This is a genomic window from Planctomycetota bacterium (assembly GCA_035384565.1).
GTDB lineage: Bacteria > Planctomycetota > PUPC01 > DSUN01 > DSUN01 > DAOOIT01.
Genome location: DAOOIT010000056.1, coordinates 1 through 15,658 on the forward strand (window position 1 = coordinate 1; position 15,658 = coordinate 15,658).

Below are 15,658 nucleotides of genomic sequence, written 5' to 3' on the forward strand. Positions count from 1 at the left end.
ACCGTCACGGACTTCGCCCTCCGGCTTCCTGCCTGATGGCGAAAGTCGAGCTAAGGGGCCAAAGGCACCTAAGGGACATGCGGAGCGGGCGCCACGTGTCCCTTCCAGCCCTCGGGTCTCTTGGGTCCCTTTCCGCTTACCGCAGCAGCAGGCTCACGACCCTGCTCCCCTCCCGAAGGTTCCAGTACCTTCGGGAGGGTAAAGGGGAAGGAGGGCACCTCCCTGAGTGGAGGCTGCTCTCTGCGTAACCTCCCGCAGGTATTGGAACCTGCGGGAGGTGTCCTCACGATCGATGATCAAGGCCGTTCGGTTTGCAGCAGCAGGCTCACGGGCGCGAAGGGGGACATTGGGACGGTGAGCCTGCCGTCGCGGACGGGGATCGGCTCGCCGGTGGGCCGGCCTCGCAGGTCGCAGGGCTCGGCGGTCTTCGGGCGAAGGCCATCGGGCAGTTGAACTGTGCAAGGCCCCTTCTCGCCCGCCTGCTCCCAGAGGCGGAGGAGGAGACCCTCGCGGTCGGGGTTTGGGCCAAGTGCGGTGAGGATGGCTCTTTCGCGCGAAAGAGCCATACCCGTCCCCGTCGCCACAAGCCTGCCCGGAGCACCGTCAAACCACGCCGCTCGCAACGGCTGGCGCGCCTCCCACGATGGCCGCAGGAGGTCCCCCGCGGGCGTCCAGAGCCGCACGCGTACGCTCCACGAGCCGCCGATCCACTGCTGGAAGTTGGTGGAGACGGCGTTGTTGAAGAGGTGGAAGAAGACGTAGGGCTTCGTGGGCGCGAAGTCGCGTGAGTACTTCCATATCCCAGGCCGCTCCAGGCTCACGAAGGGGGTGTCCGGGGAGCAGAGCCCGATGCTCCCGCCATCCTGGCCGGTGACGGTGAGGCCGGTGTTGACGCAATAGCCGTCGTGGTTCGACGAGCGCTGGAAGTCGGTCGCGGGGTCCACGATGGAACCGAGCCGCCCAATGCGGAACTTCGGCCGGTCCACCCGCAGCGGGAAGCAGAGCCAGCCCGCCTCGGGCCAGGGATCAGGCTTCTTGTCGGTCACCGTCCACTCGAAGTCCACGAAAGGCTCCGTCGCGTAGAGCGTGACGATGACGCCGAGGGTGTAGGGGATGGCCTCGGTGGGCGGAGCGACCATCTGCGCTCGCACGCCAAGCGGGGTGTGGGCGATGCCCAGCTTCATATCCGTCGGCGAGGCCGCCACGTAAGGCTTCTCCTTGGCTGGCGGCAGGTTGTTCCTGCCCAGGTCGGCGATCGCCCAGTCCCACTTGCGGCGCAGATAGGCGTCGAGATACGCCTTCACCTGGTCGGCGTCGAAGCGCTCGTAGAGGTGCTGCCCGAACCCATATGGCGCAGTGGGGTCAACCAGCTCGGCCCCTGACCGCTTGTCCACAAGCGACGCCACACAGCCGCGTGCAGGGTCGAGGCGAACTTGGAAGAAGCCGTTCTCGATGAGCGCCTGCGCCTTGTCAACGCGCAGGCCCGAGTCAAGCGCTCTCTCGCCGGAAGGCACGTAGGTGCGGTAGCCCATCGCCGGAATCTCGCCGCCGAGGAAGCGGAGGGTGTCGCCCTCGCGCTCGACCGGCACGGGGCGATGCGTGGCGGCGTCGGCAAGGCCTTCGATCCCAGCCGGAGCCGCGACTGCAACAACCCCCCGGCGGCCCCACGGCAGCGGGTTGTAAACAACGATGCGGGGGCCTTGGACGTTGACGGCGCGGGCGAGGGCATGGAGGTTGGCTTCGATGGCGGGGGCGGCGATGGCCTCGGCCTGGCGGATGTAGGCGCCATGTTCGGCCCAGGATTCCTCGGCTCGCTTGTAGACGCCCTTGGCGTGCGCCGCCTCCCACTCGGGGCCGTAGAGGCGTTTGCCCCAGGCCTTGAAATCCAGGCCCCAGGTGTGCTCGGAGTACATCAGGCTCCGCTCGTAGGCCGCGGCCACGGCGTCCTTGGCGCTCGGCACATCCACGCCCCAGATGCGCAGCAGGGTGTTGAGGCTTTCAAGCGCCATGATGGTGGGGCGCACGTTGCGCATGATTCTCGTTTCGATGGGCATGGACATGATGCCGTGGACCCAGGTGTCGGGCATGTCGGCGCGGACGATGGGGAGGTCGGGCTTCTCGCGGCGAATGGCGTCGGCGAAGTCGCTGAGGCGGCCGAAGCGGACCTTCACCCCCGGCATCTCCTTGGCAGCGCGGTCGAGGAGCGCCCGCACGTCGGCGGGATTCGGCGGCCCCTGGTTGTCGCCCGTGTGGATGAGGGCGAGCCAGGTGGCGTGAGGCCAGTTGGCGGGCGGCCCGAGGCCCGTGCCGTAGTCGCCGGCGTACATCGTCAGCAGCCGCGAGCCATCGGGACCTTCCCACCAGAATAGCGGTGGCACGTCGGGCGTGGGGCAGGCGGCGTTGCAACCGATATGCAGGAACTCGACGCCCGCATGGACGAGCACGGTGGGGAGAATCCAGGTGTGCGACGGCACGTCGGTCATCTTCGCGTCGCGTGGCAGCGGCTGGCCGAGCGAGCGGGCGAGTTCGGAGGAGAATCGCATCCCTCGCACCAGGTCCTCCAGGTCGAGCGATTCGGTGTGGAGGGTGCCTGGGAGGGCGTGGGTGACGAGGCGGCCCTCGCGGGCGGCGTCGAGGATGCGCTTGCGGCGCTCGGGCGTCTGCTCGGGGCCGAGGAGCTGCGCCATCGGCCAGCCGGGCAGGGTCCACACGAAGCGGTTCTCGGGCGGGAGGGCCTGGGTCTCGTCGCAGACCTTGAGCGCCTTGTCAATCATCCCCGTGCGGTAATGGGCCACCACGTCGCGGGCCATCGCCGTGTAACCGATGTCGAAGTGCGTCTTGAAGACGACGACCACCTCCTTCACCGCCCCGCGGCCTACGCCCGCGGCCGAGGCGGCCAGTATTGCAGCGCAACACCAGACGGGGACGCGATTCCTCATGAGGCCGATTCCTGTGCGACAAGCGTCCCGCTTGTCGTTGGGTCAAAGAAGCCGCAAGCCGCAAGCGGGACGCTCGCAGCTACGTCGCTACATTGCGCCAGCCGATGGACTTGACGCCGGGCAGCTCGCGCAGGTGGCGGAAGACGACCTGCTCGCTGGCGAGACCGCGGCGGAAGCGCACGTTGAACGTGGCGTGCACGCGGCGCTGCTCAAGGTTCTCGTCGAACTCCTGCGACTGCACGTGCATGCCCTGGCGCTCGATGGCGTCGTGTGCGCGCGCGACGACCTCCTCGGCGCAATCGCCGCACTCGGCCACGAGGAGGATCTCGCGGTAGGTGTCGGCATGCAGTCGGTGCTCGAAGCGCGCCAGCAGGAGGAGCACCAGGAGGGCCAACAGCGTGCTGGCGACCGCGAGGGCATACGCGCCCGCGCCGACGGCAATGCCCAGCGACGCGACGAACCAGATGCATGCGGCGGTGGTGAGGCCGCGATGGGTGCTCTTGAGCTTCATGATGGCGCCCGCCCCGAGGAACCCGATGCCCGTGAGCACCCCGGCCGCAATGCGGCTGGGGTCCACGCGCAAGGTCGCATCGGCCGGCAGGCGCTGGTAGAGCTGCATCGAGACGACCATGGCCATCGTGGTGCCGAGGCAGACCATGATGTGGGTGCGCAGGCCCGCCGCCCGGCCGTGCAACTCGCGCTCGAGGCCGATCGCTCCGCCCAGCAGCGCCGCGGCGACGAGAGGCAGCAGGACCTCATGAATGAACGCGGCTTCCACGGTCACCGACGCAAGCAGGGACATGGGCATTCTCCCCCTACCGCAATATGACCTTCGCGCTGACGAGCGAATGCGGCGGCACGGTGGCGCGCAGGGTGCTGCCCTTGGCGGCCAGGTCGAAGCGCTTCGGCCGCACCTTGTTTGGCGTGTCCGGGCCGTTGCAGTCGCGAACGTCCTTCGCCGTGAGCACCTTGGCCACGACCTTCTCCGCCTTGCCGCCGCGGAGGGAGATCGTCACGTCCAGGGCCTCCGTCAGGTGCAGGTTCTGGAAGGTGATGACGCACTCGCCTCTCGCGGCATCGAGCGAGGCCGAAGCGCTCACCACGGGGTGCGGCACCGCCGCGCCGTCGCCCTTCCGCGCCTCCACCGTCGGCACGTCGTCGAGGTCCACGCGCACGGCGGCGTTGCCCATGTGGCCCTGATAGAGGTCGTAGGCGTGGTAGGTGGGCGTGAGCCACATCTTCTCCTCCTGCGTCTGGGCCACGCATTGGAGGACGTTGAGGGTCTGGGCGATGTTAGCCATCGTCACCACGTCGGCATGGCGGTTGAAGGCGTCGAAGCACGCGGCGGCGGCCAGGGCGTCGCGCAGGGTGTTCCGCTGGTAGAGTCCGCTGTCGCCCCTGGCCTCGGGGTGCCAGACGCCCCACTCGTCCACGATGACACCGATCTTGCGCCCCGTGCGGTTGAAGAGGGCGATGGCGGTGGCGGCCTCGACGATGTCCTGCTCGACCTGGAGGGCGCGGGGGTAGAGGTTGTAGTACTCGGTGTCGGTGAACTCGGTGGCATGGCCGCAGTTGTAGTAGCGGTGGACGGAGAGGTGGTCGAGCATGCGGAAGTCGCCGAGGGTTTCGAGGAACTTGCGATTCCAGTCGGGGGTGGTGTGGCCGCAGGCGATGAGTTCGATGGGCGAGGATGAGCGGCCGCGCAGGTAGCAGGCGAAGCGGCGGTACTCGCGGGCGTAGTCGTCGGGCGCGAAGCGCCCGCCGCAGCCCCAGTTCTCGTTGCCCACGCCCCAGTACTTCACGTTGAACGGCTCGGGGCTGCCGTTGGCGGCGCGATGCTGGGCGCGGGTGGTGGGGTGCGCGCAGTTGCAGTACTCGACCCAGGCGGCGGCCTCCTCGGGCGTGCCGGAGCCGACGTTGAGGCAGATGTAGGGTTCGGCGCCCGTCTGGCGGCAGAGGTCCATGAACTCGTGCGTGCCGAAGTGGTTGCTCTCGGTGTCGTGCCACCAGATGTTCAGGCGGCTGGGGCGGGCGTCGCGGGGGCCGACGCCGTCGAGCCAGTGATAGTCGTCGGCAAAGCAGCCGCCGGGCCAGCGGATGACGGGCGCGCGCAGCCGCCGCATCGCGGCCACCGTGTCGTTGCGGATGCCGCGGGTGTTGGGGATGGCCGAGCCCTCGCCCACCCAGAAGCCCTCGTAGATGCAGCGGCCCAGGTGCTCGGCGAAGTGGCCGTAGAGCATCGGGCTGATCGTCGCCAGCCTGTCCTCGACGCGAATCGTCAGCTTCGCCATGTCGGCTCTCCTCCAAGGGTGCTGCGCGCAACTATAGATGCCCCATGCCGGCGTGTCAAGCCGCTTGACACGCTTGAGGTAGGGCGTGCATACTTGCACGCGGGACGAGGAAGATGGTGTGCAGGTATGCACACCCTACCGCGAACAAGGAGCGAGGCATGGCAGCGCGATACGTCCTCATCGGCGCCGGCAGCGTGTCGTTCACCCGCGGCCTCGTGGCCGACATCATCCGCACGGGCAAGGAGATCGAGCTGGGGCTGGTGGACATCCGCCCCGAGGCGCTCGACGTGGCCGAGAAGCTGGTGGCCCGGATGGCCGCGGCCAAGGGCGCGCCCATTCGCATCACGGCATCCCTCGACCGCCGAGAGCTCCTGCCCGGCGCCCACGCGGTCATCTGCACGGTCGGTGTGGGCGGGCGCCGCGCCTGGGCCGCCGACATCACGGTGCCCCGCAAGCACGGCATCTTCCAGCCCGTGGGCGACACGGCGATGCCGGGCGGACTCTCCCGCGCGCTGCGGATGATCCCCGCAATGGTGGGCGTGGCGCGCGACGTGCTCGAGCTGTGCCCCGGGGCGCTCTTCTTCAACTACGGCAACCCGATGACCGCCGTGTGCCGCGCCATCCGCAAGGCCACGGGGGCCAACGTCGTGGGCCTCTGCCACGGCGTGCTCGGCACCGCGCAGTACCTCGCCCGCTTCATCGGCGTTCCCTTCGACGAGGTCACTTACACCGCCGTCGGCCTCAACCACATGACCTGGTTCACCGAGTTCCGCCACAAGGGCAAGGACGCCTGGCCCGCCGTCCGGGCCGAGGTCGCGAAGCGGCTCGGCGCCGCGCCCGACCGGCTGCTCGACGCCTTCGCGGACCTCGGCGACAGCCCCGAGGCGCTGGCGAAGCTCGACAACCCCTTCTCCTGGCACGCCTTCGCCCTCTACGGCGCCTTCCCCGCCGTGCTGGACCGCCACGCCATCGAGTTCTTCCCCCAGCTCATCCCCGGCGGCGCCTATTACGGCAAGACGCTGGGCGTGGACGCCTTCAGCATGGAGGCGGTGATCGAGGGCGGCGACCGCGCCTGGGAGCAGATGCGCCGCGTCGCCCTCGGCCAGGAGCCGCTGCCCGACGCCTACTTCGGCTCCGGCGGCGGCGAGCACGAGCAGGTCATCAGCATCATAGACAGCGTGGACACCGATGCCGGCCGCATCTACTCCGCCAACCTGCCCAACCGCGGCCAGGTCGCGAACCTGCCGCCCGAGGCCGTCCTCGAAAGCCCCGCCATCGCCGACGCCAGCGGCCTGCGCCCCATCGGCCTGGGCGAGTTGCCCAGCGGCCTCGCCGCCACGCTCGCCAGCCGCATCGCCGTCATCGAGACCATCGTGGACGCCGCGCTGACGGGCCGCCGCGACCTTTTCGTCCAGGCCCTCGTCGCCGAAGGTTCGGTGAGTTCGCTCACCAAGGCCCAACTCCTGGCCGACGACCTCCTCGCGGCCCACGCCGAACATCTGCCGCAGTTCGCAGGCCACTGACCGAACGGCCGCGACGCGGAACACGAGCGTGCCGCCCGGGACCGGATGGCCGAAAGGGGAGACAGGCGACTTCAGGAGTCGCGGCCCGGCGCCGGCTCGTGATGATAGGGCAGGAAGACCTGGTGGTAGAGGTCGCGCGGGTCGGTGATGACGAGGTGGTCGAAGCGCGGGTCGTTGGGCACGAGGAGAAAAGGCCAGAACTGGGCGCCGCCCAGGGCGCCGTGGCTGGCCACCTGGTCGTCGAAGCACACGAAGCCCCGTTCATCGTAGGTGCCGAAGAGGATGAGGTCGCCCGAGTTGGCGAAGCCGCCCATGCGCTCCAGCGCGCGTCGCCCGAGCGGACCCGCGTCGTCGTAGGGGGCCAGCGGGTTCTCGCCCTCGAGCACCGTCACCTCGCCGTCGAACAGGCGGCCGACGCCGCGCCGCGAGCGCAGGATCAGGCCGCCCTCCGCCGCTTTCGTAGCCACGAGGCCCACCCCGGGGTGCTGCACGAGGAAGTCCAGGACGTCGGGGAACTCGCGCCGCACGGCCGCGTCGTCGAGCCGATCGGGCCAGCGCGAGAAGTACACGTGCGCCAGCGTGCCCGAGTAGGTCACCACGAAGTCGTTGTCCTCGTCCACGTAGTATTTCTCGACGAGGTAGCTTTCGGCATTGGTGACCTTGCGCAGGAGGCCCGCGATGCCGCGCAGGATGCCGCGGGGCAGGAACCAGCGGCGCTCGGAGCGGCGCTGAAGGTGGTCGGCGTAGAGGCCGCGGGTCTTGGCGGACGGTGCGTCGGACACACGGGTTTCTTCGCGCACGCGCCGCCCCTCGAAGTGGCGGTGGAGCACCTGGCCGAGCGTGGCGCCGAAGAGGCGCAGGAACGGCTCGCCCTCGGTCTGGCCGTGGTCGGACACGACGATGAGGTCGTAGTGGCGGCCGGGCAGCCGGCGGATGATCTTCTCGATCTCGAAGATGCGGCCGAAGATGGCCCGCAGGTTTTTCAGCGCGGGCCGCGAGCGCGGGCCGTAGTGGTGGGCCAGCTCGTCGTAGCTGGCGAACGTGGTGAAGATGCGCGGCACGCCCGCGTAGACGTCGGCCATCACGGCCACGGTCTGCACCTCGCGGAAGACGACGTTCGAGAGCGCCCGCAGCACGGGGAACCAGCCCTCGACGACTGAGCTGTGGCGCCCGGTGCGCGAGAGGTAGCGGTCGTAGAGTTCGAAGAACAGCTCGCGGACGGCGGCAAAGGCGGTCATCAGCACGCGCAGGGGATGCATGAGGGCGAGCAGGAAGAGCCGCCAGCCGCCGATCTCCTCGAAGAACGAGCGCGGCACCGACGAGTTGGCCGTGAGCACGGCCCGGTCGGCATCGCCGTCCACCAGGTTCACGTAGCTCGAGCCGCCGCGCAGCACGCCCCTGCGGCCGCCGAGGCGGCCCCGGATGTACTCGGCGCTGTGGGGGCGGTTGCAGTTGATCACGCGGCGGTCGCGCCGCTCGTACCAGCGGAAGGCCGGGATGTCGGTGTTGTCGCCGTAGAACATGCCCACCTGGGCGTACGAGGTGGCGCTCGGCAGGCCGGCGGGATAGGCGTGGAGCTTGTACTCGCGGGTCCGCAGGCGGCGGCGCAGGCGCAGGAGGCGCCCCGTCTCGACGGCATAGGCGAGGTCGGCGTGGGCCAGGCCGTCAATCTGCACGCCCACGAAGCCGCGGTGCTCCATCGGCCCGCGATGGCGCCAGAGGCGCAGGGGCAGGTACTTCAGGAAGTAGTAGAGCGCGAACAGCCGTCGCGCCAGCATCATCGCTCCTCCTCTGCGGCGAGGAGGTCGGCCGTGCCGAGCAGCGCGCTGAGGTTGTGCTGCACGTAGTCCATGCGGACCGTGTGGTCGGCGTAGCTCGCGTAGAAGCCGCCGTGGGCGCGGGCGGGGTTGGGCAGCAGGTAGCTGTTGGCCGCGTCGTACTGGTGCGCGAGCTGGAAGGCGGCGGAGAGCAGGATGGCGCGGCGGTACTCCTCGGTGGCCGCGCCGAGGCGGCGGGCCAGCCGCCAGGCGGCGAGCAGGCCCTCGCAGCGGCCGGCCGCCACATCGCTCCGGGGCGGCTCGAGCGCGGCGCGCGGCGCGCCCACGTGGTCGCGCCAGCGGGCGGTGGACGGTTCTTCCTGCTCCCGGAGGATTTCGTGGGCGAGGAAGAGGCAGTAGTCGGCCTGGGCGCGGGCGGCGGCGCCCGCGGCGTGAAGCTCGTCGAGGGCCATCATCGTCCACGAGTCGGGGTGGATCATCGGCAGGTCGTGCTCGAAGTGCCAGGCGTCGCGCTGCGTGGTCATGAAGTGTGCGGCGCGGGCGATGGCGCGCGGCCAGGCGGGGTCGGGCAGGGCCCGCTGGAGCCGCACGAGCGCGAGAAATGCCTCGCCGGGGGCGAAGAGCGGCACGTGGCCGTCGGGGATCCAGCCGCGGTGCTCGGCCGGGTCGTAGTCGCTGTGGAAGAAGCCGTCGTCGCGCTGCATGAGGAGGAGGAAGCGGCCGAGGCGCTGAATCTCGCGGTCGAAGCGGCGGGTGCGGGCGGCGTCGCGGTATTCGAGCAGTGCGATGAGGCCGAGCGCCGCGGCCCCGAGCGGGCGCTGGCCGCCGTGCTCGAGCCAGGCCAAGTCGTCGCGGGTGTGCAGGTGGCGGAGCAGCCATTGGAGGGCGCGGTAGGCGCCGTCGCGGTGGCGGCGCCGGCCGGCCGCCGCGTAGAGCTGCGCGAGGCTCCAGGCCGTGCCGGCGTGGCGGGTGATCTCGTAGGCATCGTCCTCCATCGCATCGCGGGCCGCGTTGTAGAGGTAGCCGAAGCTGCCGTCGGGCCGCTGGCCGCGCAGCAGGTAGTCGCCTGCGGCCTCGGCCGCGGCGAGGAGTTGCCGGCGGGTCACGCGCTCGACAAGGGGCATGCCGCGAAAGAGGTCGAGCGGCGGCCCCGCCCCGCCGGGTCCGCGTTCGATGAAGCTCACGGTGGCGAGGCGCTCGAGGGCCACGTCGCGCGCGGCGGCCTCGGGCGCTTGGAGCCGCGTGAGGGCGTAGCGCACGAAGGCCGAGCCGTCGGGCAAGTCGAGGCGCAGGGCCTCGCTGGGCGGCACGAGGAGTTCGGCGCCCGGGGCGCGCAGGCGAAGCCCCTCGAGGCCCAGCACGGGCTGGCCGCCCAGCCGCAGCGGCTCGGCCGACGTCACGAGGTCCAGCTTCAGCCGCGCGGCGGCGAGCGTTGCGGGCGCGAGGGCGCCGCGCAGGCGGCCGGCGGCCCCCGCGATCTGCTCGAAGAGGGTGCCGGCGGCCGCCCACGCGATGAGCGGCTCTCGGCCGGGCGCGTGAACGGAGAGGAGGACCGGCCGGCCGGTCGCGCGCAGGAGCTTGGCCGGCATCGTGGCGGGGTCGAAGGCGACCTCGCCGCCCGATGCGAGGGCGGCGCGCGCCAGGCGCAGCATGGCCTGGCGGTCGGCGGGGGTGAAGTGCTCGGGGTCGTCGGCCCGAGGCACGTCCGCCGCCCACCCGCCCGCCGCGGCGGCCAGCAGGAGGCCACTGTACGCCAGGACTCGCCACATGGGCTGGATGATAGCCCGTGGGGCGGAGGATTGTCAACCCGCGCTCTGCGCTGGGTGCGTGCAGGGAAAGCAGGTGATCGTATGGCACAGGCACCCCCACCTGTGGCGGACATTGTGGGCGGCGTGTCCACACGCCGCGAACCGCGGGACGGGGACGTCCCGCCCACAAGCAGAGCCGAGGGCGGCTGTGCCACACAATCCGGGTTGCTGGAGGGCAGGGTCACCCACTTTCCCGGTTCAGACCCCGCACCCTCTCCGCCTTTGACCGAGCCGCGATCCTGGGCTAGAATAGGGATGGGGAGGCGGACCGTATTGCCCGGCAACGCGAGGGGACGGCGCATGAGGGAAACCATCGAGCACTTCCGCAACCTGCTGGTCGCCCGCATGGGCGTGCTGGAGGAAGAGATCCGCCTCGCCGAGGCGCTCTACAAGGAGCGGCACGGCGATTACCGCGACGTGACGCTCGAGAACGTGGCCGTCTTCGAGCGCCAGGCCCACGACATCGCCAAGGCGCGCGAGCGGCTGCGGACGATGGACCTCGGGAGTTTCGCGTCCATCGAGGAGTACAAGGAGGCGGTGCTCGCCACGCTGCGGAAGCTCTACGATTCGCGGGTGGCCCTGCGCTCGGCCGTGCGCATGCTCATGGAGTGCGTGCGGGACCTGCGCTGTTGAAATCCCCTCCCCGCCGGCCTATACTGGCAACAGGGGATGAGGAGCGTTCTGCCATGCGCTGGCATCGCCTGGTCCTGGCCGCCGCCTTCGGCCTCGCCGCCGCCAGCCCCGCGGCCGGCGACGTCGTCCACCTGAAGTCCGGCGGCCGCGTCGAGGGCGCCATCGTTTCGCGCACCGACGCCGAACTCGTGGTGCAGACGGCGGCGGGCAAGGTGACGCTCAAGGCCGCCGAAGTGGCCCGCATCGAGACCAAGGCCAGCCCGCTCGACGTCTACCGCGAGATGGCGGCCAAAGTGAAGGACAACGACGCGGACGGCCACTACGCCCTGGGCCTCTGGTGCCAGGACAACAAGCTGGTGCGCGAGGCCCGGCAGGAGTTCGAGAAGGCGCTCGCCCTCGACGCCAACCACAAGGGCGCCCGCGCCCGCCTCGGCTTCGTGCTGCGCGACGGCCAGTGGCTCACCGAGGCCGAGGCGAAGAAGGCCGACGGCCTGGTGCGCATGGGCGACAAGTGGGTGACCGAGGAAGAGCGCCTGCGGGCCGAGCAGCGCGAGAGCGCGGCCGCCTGGGTCAAGCGCTTCCGCCAGCTCGCGGCCATGCGGCCCGCGACCGAGCAGGCCGTGGCCGACCGCCTGCGCGAAGCCATCGGCGACCGCCCCCGCGCCGTGCCCGATGCCGCCTTGCGCTACGTGCTCGAGGAGATGATCAAGGAGGCGATCGAGGGCTCGCGCGACCGCACGGGCGATGCGCGGCTGGCCATCGTGAGCCTCCTCGCCGCCTCGCGCGGCGACGAGAATGCCGAAACCCTGCGCCGGGCGGCCGTGCGCGACATAGACGGCCGCGTGCGCGCCGCCGCCATCAAGGCGCTCGCAGCCCAGAACGACGTCGAGAACACCGCCTACTTCGTCGGCCTGCTCCAGCGCTTCACCAGCGCGAAGGTGCGTCTTGAGTCCGACAAGGAGACCCGCAACACGGCCCGCCGCGTGCTGCGGCGCGCCTCGGAGGCCCTGGCCGGCCTGGGCGACCCCCGCGCCATTCCCGCCCTCGCCAACGCCCTGAGCGTGCGCTTCCGCATCAAGGCCAGCGACGACGAGCTGCCCCCGCTCAACATCAGCCTGGGCAGCAGCTCCGTGGCCGACATGGCCGTGGTCACCGACCAGTTCGGCCGTACGATCCAGGTCCCCATCACCGAGAACACCAACTGGGGGGTGGACCTGGGGCAGGAGCGGGACGTGGAGGACCCCTTCTTCTTCAACGACGCCGCCTACAACGCCCTCCGCGGCCTGACCGGGCAGGACTTCTCCCACGACAAGCGTGCGTGGCTGGCCTGGTGGTATCGCAACCGCCACAACCTCGAAGACTGAGCGTGCGCCTGCTGCATGGCATGCCCTCCTCTACACGCGTCTACGCGTGCCTGGCACACTTGGAAGATGTAACTTACGCGCTGTCTATGCGTGCCTGGCACACTTGGAAGATGTAACTTACGCGCTGACAAGGGGTTCTGTAGGCGCATGTCAACGGATGCGCTGGGAGGGGCGAGTGCGCCAGAGCCCGGACCCTGGGTGGAGTGATGCGGTTGGCAGACAGGATGCCTCCCTCACACTGTGGGGTCCCATGCTGTATCACCCCTGAGGGGAGAAGGTGAGCAAGTATGAGCGGACTGGCGAGAATGGGCGATTCTGGGCTTTCCAGCCATACTGATCCTGCCCGGGCGGTGAGCAGATATGGACGGAAGGCCGAGAACGGGCGATTGGCGGCGATCCGGGGACGCGGCCCGTGCGGAGAAACCGCGCCGACGGGAGGGGGACCCTGGGCAGAGCGTGACGGCGGCGCTCAGGATGGCGGGGGCTCGGGGTCGGCCGGCCGGCTGGCTTCGGCGTCGTGCTTCGGCGCGGTCGGGTGGCCGAGCTTGGCCTTGAGGCGCTCGAGGTCGCGCTGGCGGCGGGCCTCGTCGGCCCTGCGGTCGCGGGCGCGGGTGACAAGGAGCGCGGCGCCGATGATCACGGCCGTGGCGGCCACGGCGACCACCAGGATGATCTGGTAGGTCGGGTCGGTGCCGATGTTGCTCTCGTCAATGATCCGCAGGCGCTGGGCCACGATGATGGGGCTGTGGACCTCGTAGCCGCCCTCGCTGCGATAGGTCCATTTCTTGAGGAAGTAGCCGTAGAGGACGACGCCGTCGCTGGAACGCACGCCCTCGGGCACGTGGAGGCAGTAGAAGGTGTTGATCTTGCGGTCGCGGTCGGCGATCTGGCCGTAGAAGACGTCGGGCATGTCCAGGATGTTGTCGGGCGGGAGGGCGATGCGGATCAGGCGGCGGAGCTGGCCCACGACGGCCACGGGGCGGCCGCGGTAGAGCTCGGGACGGTTCACGAAGTCCAGATACGTCAGGTTCGTGCTGGCCTTGGCCTTGAGGTCGTCGAACGAGGTCTTGCGGGCGCGGTTGAGCAGCCAGTAGAGGGGGCGGGCCTCGGCGCGGTTGCCGTCCACGATGGGGCCGGGCATCCGCGCCTCGTCGAGGTAGGTGAGCGGGTCGAACTGGCGGGCCACCACCACGGCCACGTGCAGGTCGGGGTCGGTGAGGCGCTCGGGCTCGCTCACGCGGGCCTTGAGGAAGCGGCCGCAAGCCGTCACGCGGTCGTAGCGCAGCGCGCCCTTGAGCTTTTCGAGGCTGTAGACGTCGTAGAGGTGCCCTTTGGAGTCGGGCGGGGCGTTCTCGGCGCGGACGCGGTAGACGTAGACCTTGGAGAGCGCCATCGGGTTTTCGGGCAGGGGCTGCTCGGCCATCTGCATGATCTGGCCGCTGACGCGGACGGCTTTGCCCCGCCACTCGGCCCCTTTCTCCCAGAGCGCGGTCCACGCCACCTTCGTGTCGGCCTCGGCCCTCAGGGCCTCCTGCTTGTCGTTGAAGACCTTGTAGAGCATGTAGAACAGCGGGGCCGACTCGAGGTCTGTGTTCTGGTCAATCACTTCCTCGAGCGTCTTGGGGTCTTTGAGGAAGGGGAACTTCTTCTCGGCGTCCTCCTTGGGGAGTGCGATGGGCCTGGGCGGCGCCACGGGCGTGAGGGGACCGAGGTCGGGCTGCTCGTGTTCGGGGAGCTGGCCGATATCCTTGGGGTTCACGGGCGGCCCGGCCTCGATCACCTCGCCGTCCTCCTTCGCCGCGCCCTCGCCCTCGAGGGCCTGCCGCCCCCAGCGGTTGAGTTCGAACATCACGAGCACGACGACCACGAGCAGAACGAGCATGGCGCCCAGTTTGATGCGGTTCCAGCGCATCGCGTGCTGATGCTTCTCGCGGAGCATGGGTCCGAGGTCCATTCCGGCCTCCTCTCTCTGGGGCGTCACAGGCCGACCGTTACCGCGCCCGTGCGACGCATCTTGCGGCACGTGGAGCAACGGTCGCAGCGGGGCGTATCGCTGTGCCCGTGGACCCCGATGTCCTCATCCCTCATTCTATCACCCCGCGCTCCGGACCGCAACGGGATCCCGCCGCCATCCGGCCCCTGCCCGCCGGGCGACTAGGCGGGCCTGTCTGTCGGGTCTGCCGCATCCGACGAGTCGGCCAAGCGGTCCGGGCTCGTGCCGCATCGCCATTTCCCCCGCAAGGGGCGCCAGAGCATGCCGCCGTCTGGCGTGCTGCCAAGGCGAATCAATGGCGCGCGGCGAGCAGCGGGCGGTTGACGATGAGGAGTTCCTGGCCGCTCACCTTCTGCTCCTTGCGCCCTTTGGCCTTGGCGTCGTTGGTCACCGCGTAGCGGCCGCAGTACTTCCACTCCAGCGGGACGAGTCGCCATATCGCCTTGTCAGCGTACAGCTTACGCACCTCGGGCCTATCGTCGTAGGAGATCATGGCCCTGGCGGGCGAGGCGGCGAGGAGGTTGCGGAGGGCCGTGTGCGCTTCGATGGGGAAGTGCCCCTCGTAGAGCTTCGAGGTCGGCACATCCAGGCTGTCGCGGTAGTAGGGCGGGTCGGCGTAGATGAAGGTGTCGGGCGTGGCGCCCTCGAGGCACTGTTCGAAGGGGAGGTTGGTGATCTTCACGCCCTGGAGCTTCTCGGAGCAGGCGCGAAGGTGCTTGAGCTTCTTCTTCAGGTTGCCCCAGCCCTCGGGGTTGCTGAAGTAGAGGCGCGAGCGGCGGGCGGGGTCGTAGACGACGCGCCCGGTCCACACGGTGCGGTTGATGAAGTAGTACTGGACGGCGCGTTCCAGGAGTTTGTCGTCGCCGCTGGCCTTCATGAGGTCGTCGCGACCGCACCAGTAGTCGAAGGTTGCGCGTAGCGTTGCCTCGTTGGAGGCGGGTTGCTTGCGACACAGGGCTTCGAACTCGTCAAACTGGTCGCGAAGGGTCTTCCAGAAGGCATAGAGGCCTGGATGTAAGTCGTTGATCCAGTTGTGCTTAGCCTTCGGCTTGTGGAAGAAGAGGCCGCCGCCGCCGAAGAAGATCTCGCGGTACTCCTCGTGCTCGGGGATGTACGGAGCGAGGAGTCTGGCAACACGGCTCTTGCCGCCAGGGTAGCGCAGGGGAGAACGCAGGGAATCGTGATGTTGTGGCATATTGGATGGCGGGGAGGAACTTCTTTCGAGAAGTTCCTCCCCGCACCCCTCTTCAAGAACTTCCCGTGTGAGAGTTCTTGGGAAGGAGGGACCTGGGGAGGAAGCCCTTCCTGCAAGACGGGCTTCCTCCCCGC

10 protein-coding genes are annotated in these 15,658 nt (G+C 69.6%); 3 read left to right on the forward strand and 7 right to left on the reverse strand.

Annotated features, from left to right (window positions below; all coding sequences use genetic code 11):
• Positions 1-296: 296 nt before the first annotated feature.
• The 3 genes from PLE19_18045 to PLE19_18055 form a co-directional block, all read right to left on the reverse strand.
• Complete coding sequence (locus PLE19_18045; GenBank protein HPD16852.1) at positions 297-2,939, reverse strand: hypothetical protein; 2,643 nt, start codon at positions 2,937-2,939, stop codon at positions 297-299.
• A 79-nt stretch (positions 2,940-3,018) separates the two neighbouring features.
• A complete protein-coding gene (locus PLE19_18050) occupies positions 3,019-3,741 on the reverse strand; it encodes an MgtC/SapB family protein (GenBank protein HPD16853.1) in 723 nt (240 codons plus the stop codon).
• Between the two features lie 13 nt (positions 3,742-3,754).
• Positions 3,755-5,230, reverse strand: coding sequence for an alpha-L-arabinofuranosidase C-terminal domain-containing protein (locus PLE19_18055; GenBank protein HPD16854.1), 1,476 nt, complete (start codon positions 5,228-5,230; stop codon positions 3,755-3,757).
• 158 nt (positions 5,231-5,388) lie between these two features.
• On the opposite strand from PLE19_18055, the gene PLE19_18060 reads away from it, so the two are divergent.
• Complete coding sequence (locus PLE19_18060; GenBank protein HPD16855.1) at positions 5,389-6,753, forward strand: hypothetical protein; 1,365 nt, start codon at positions 5,389-5,391, stop codon at positions 6,751-6,753.
• 71 nt (positions 6,754-6,824) lie between these two features.
• Here PLE19_18060 and PLE19_18065 read toward each other — a convergent pair whose 3' ends face one another.
• Positions 6,825-8,531 carry an alkaline phosphatase family protein gene (locus tag PLE19_18065; GenBank protein HPD16856.1) on the reverse strand — a complete coding sequence of 569 codons (1,707 nt, stop codon included), beginning with the start codon at positions 8,529-8,531 and terminating at the stop codon, positions 6,825-6,827.
• Positions 8,531-10,300, reverse strand: a complete 1,770-nt coding sequence (locus tag PLE19_18070; GenBank protein ID HPD16857.1) for a hypothetical protein — start codon at positions 10,298-10,300, stop codon at positions 8,531-8,533. Before PLE19_18070 ends, PLE19_18065 begins: the two co-directional genes overlap by 1 nt.
• Positions 10,301-10,639: 339 nt before the next feature.
• On the opposite strand from PLE19_18070, the gene PLE19_18075 reads away from it, so the two are divergent.
• Together PLE19_18075 and PLE19_18080 are read left to right on the forward strand one after the other, a co-directional pair.
• Positions 10,640-10,972 carry a hypothetical protein gene (locus tag PLE19_18075; protein ID HPD16858.1) on the forward strand — a complete coding sequence of 111 codons (333 nt, stop codon included), beginning with the start codon at positions 10,640-10,642 and terminating at the stop codon, positions 10,970-10,972.
• Between the two features lie 53 nt (positions 10,973-11,025).
• A complete protein-coding gene (locus tag PLE19_18080; GenBank protein ID HPD16859.1) occupies positions 11,026-12,336 on the forward strand; it encodes a hypothetical protein in 1,311 nt (436 codons plus the stop codon).
• A 469-nt stretch (positions 12,337-12,805) separates the two neighbouring features.
• Here PLE19_18080 and PLE19_18085 read toward each other — a convergent pair whose 3' ends face one another.
• The gene (locus tag PLE19_18085; protein ID HPD16860.1) at positions 12,806-14,290 is read right to left on the reverse strand and encodes a hypothetical protein; all 1,485 of its coding nucleotides are present in this window, start codon (positions 14,288-14,290) and stop codon (positions 12,806-12,808) included.
• A 331-nt stretch (positions 14,291-14,621) separates the two neighbouring features.
• Positions 14,622-15,524 carry a DNA adenine methylase gene (locus PLE19_18090; GenBank protein HPD16861.1) on the reverse strand — a complete coding sequence of 301 codons (903 nt, stop codon included), beginning with the start codon at positions 15,522-15,524 and terminating at the stop codon, positions 14,622-14,624.
• Between the last annotated feature and the right edge of the window lie 134 nt (positions 15,525-15,658).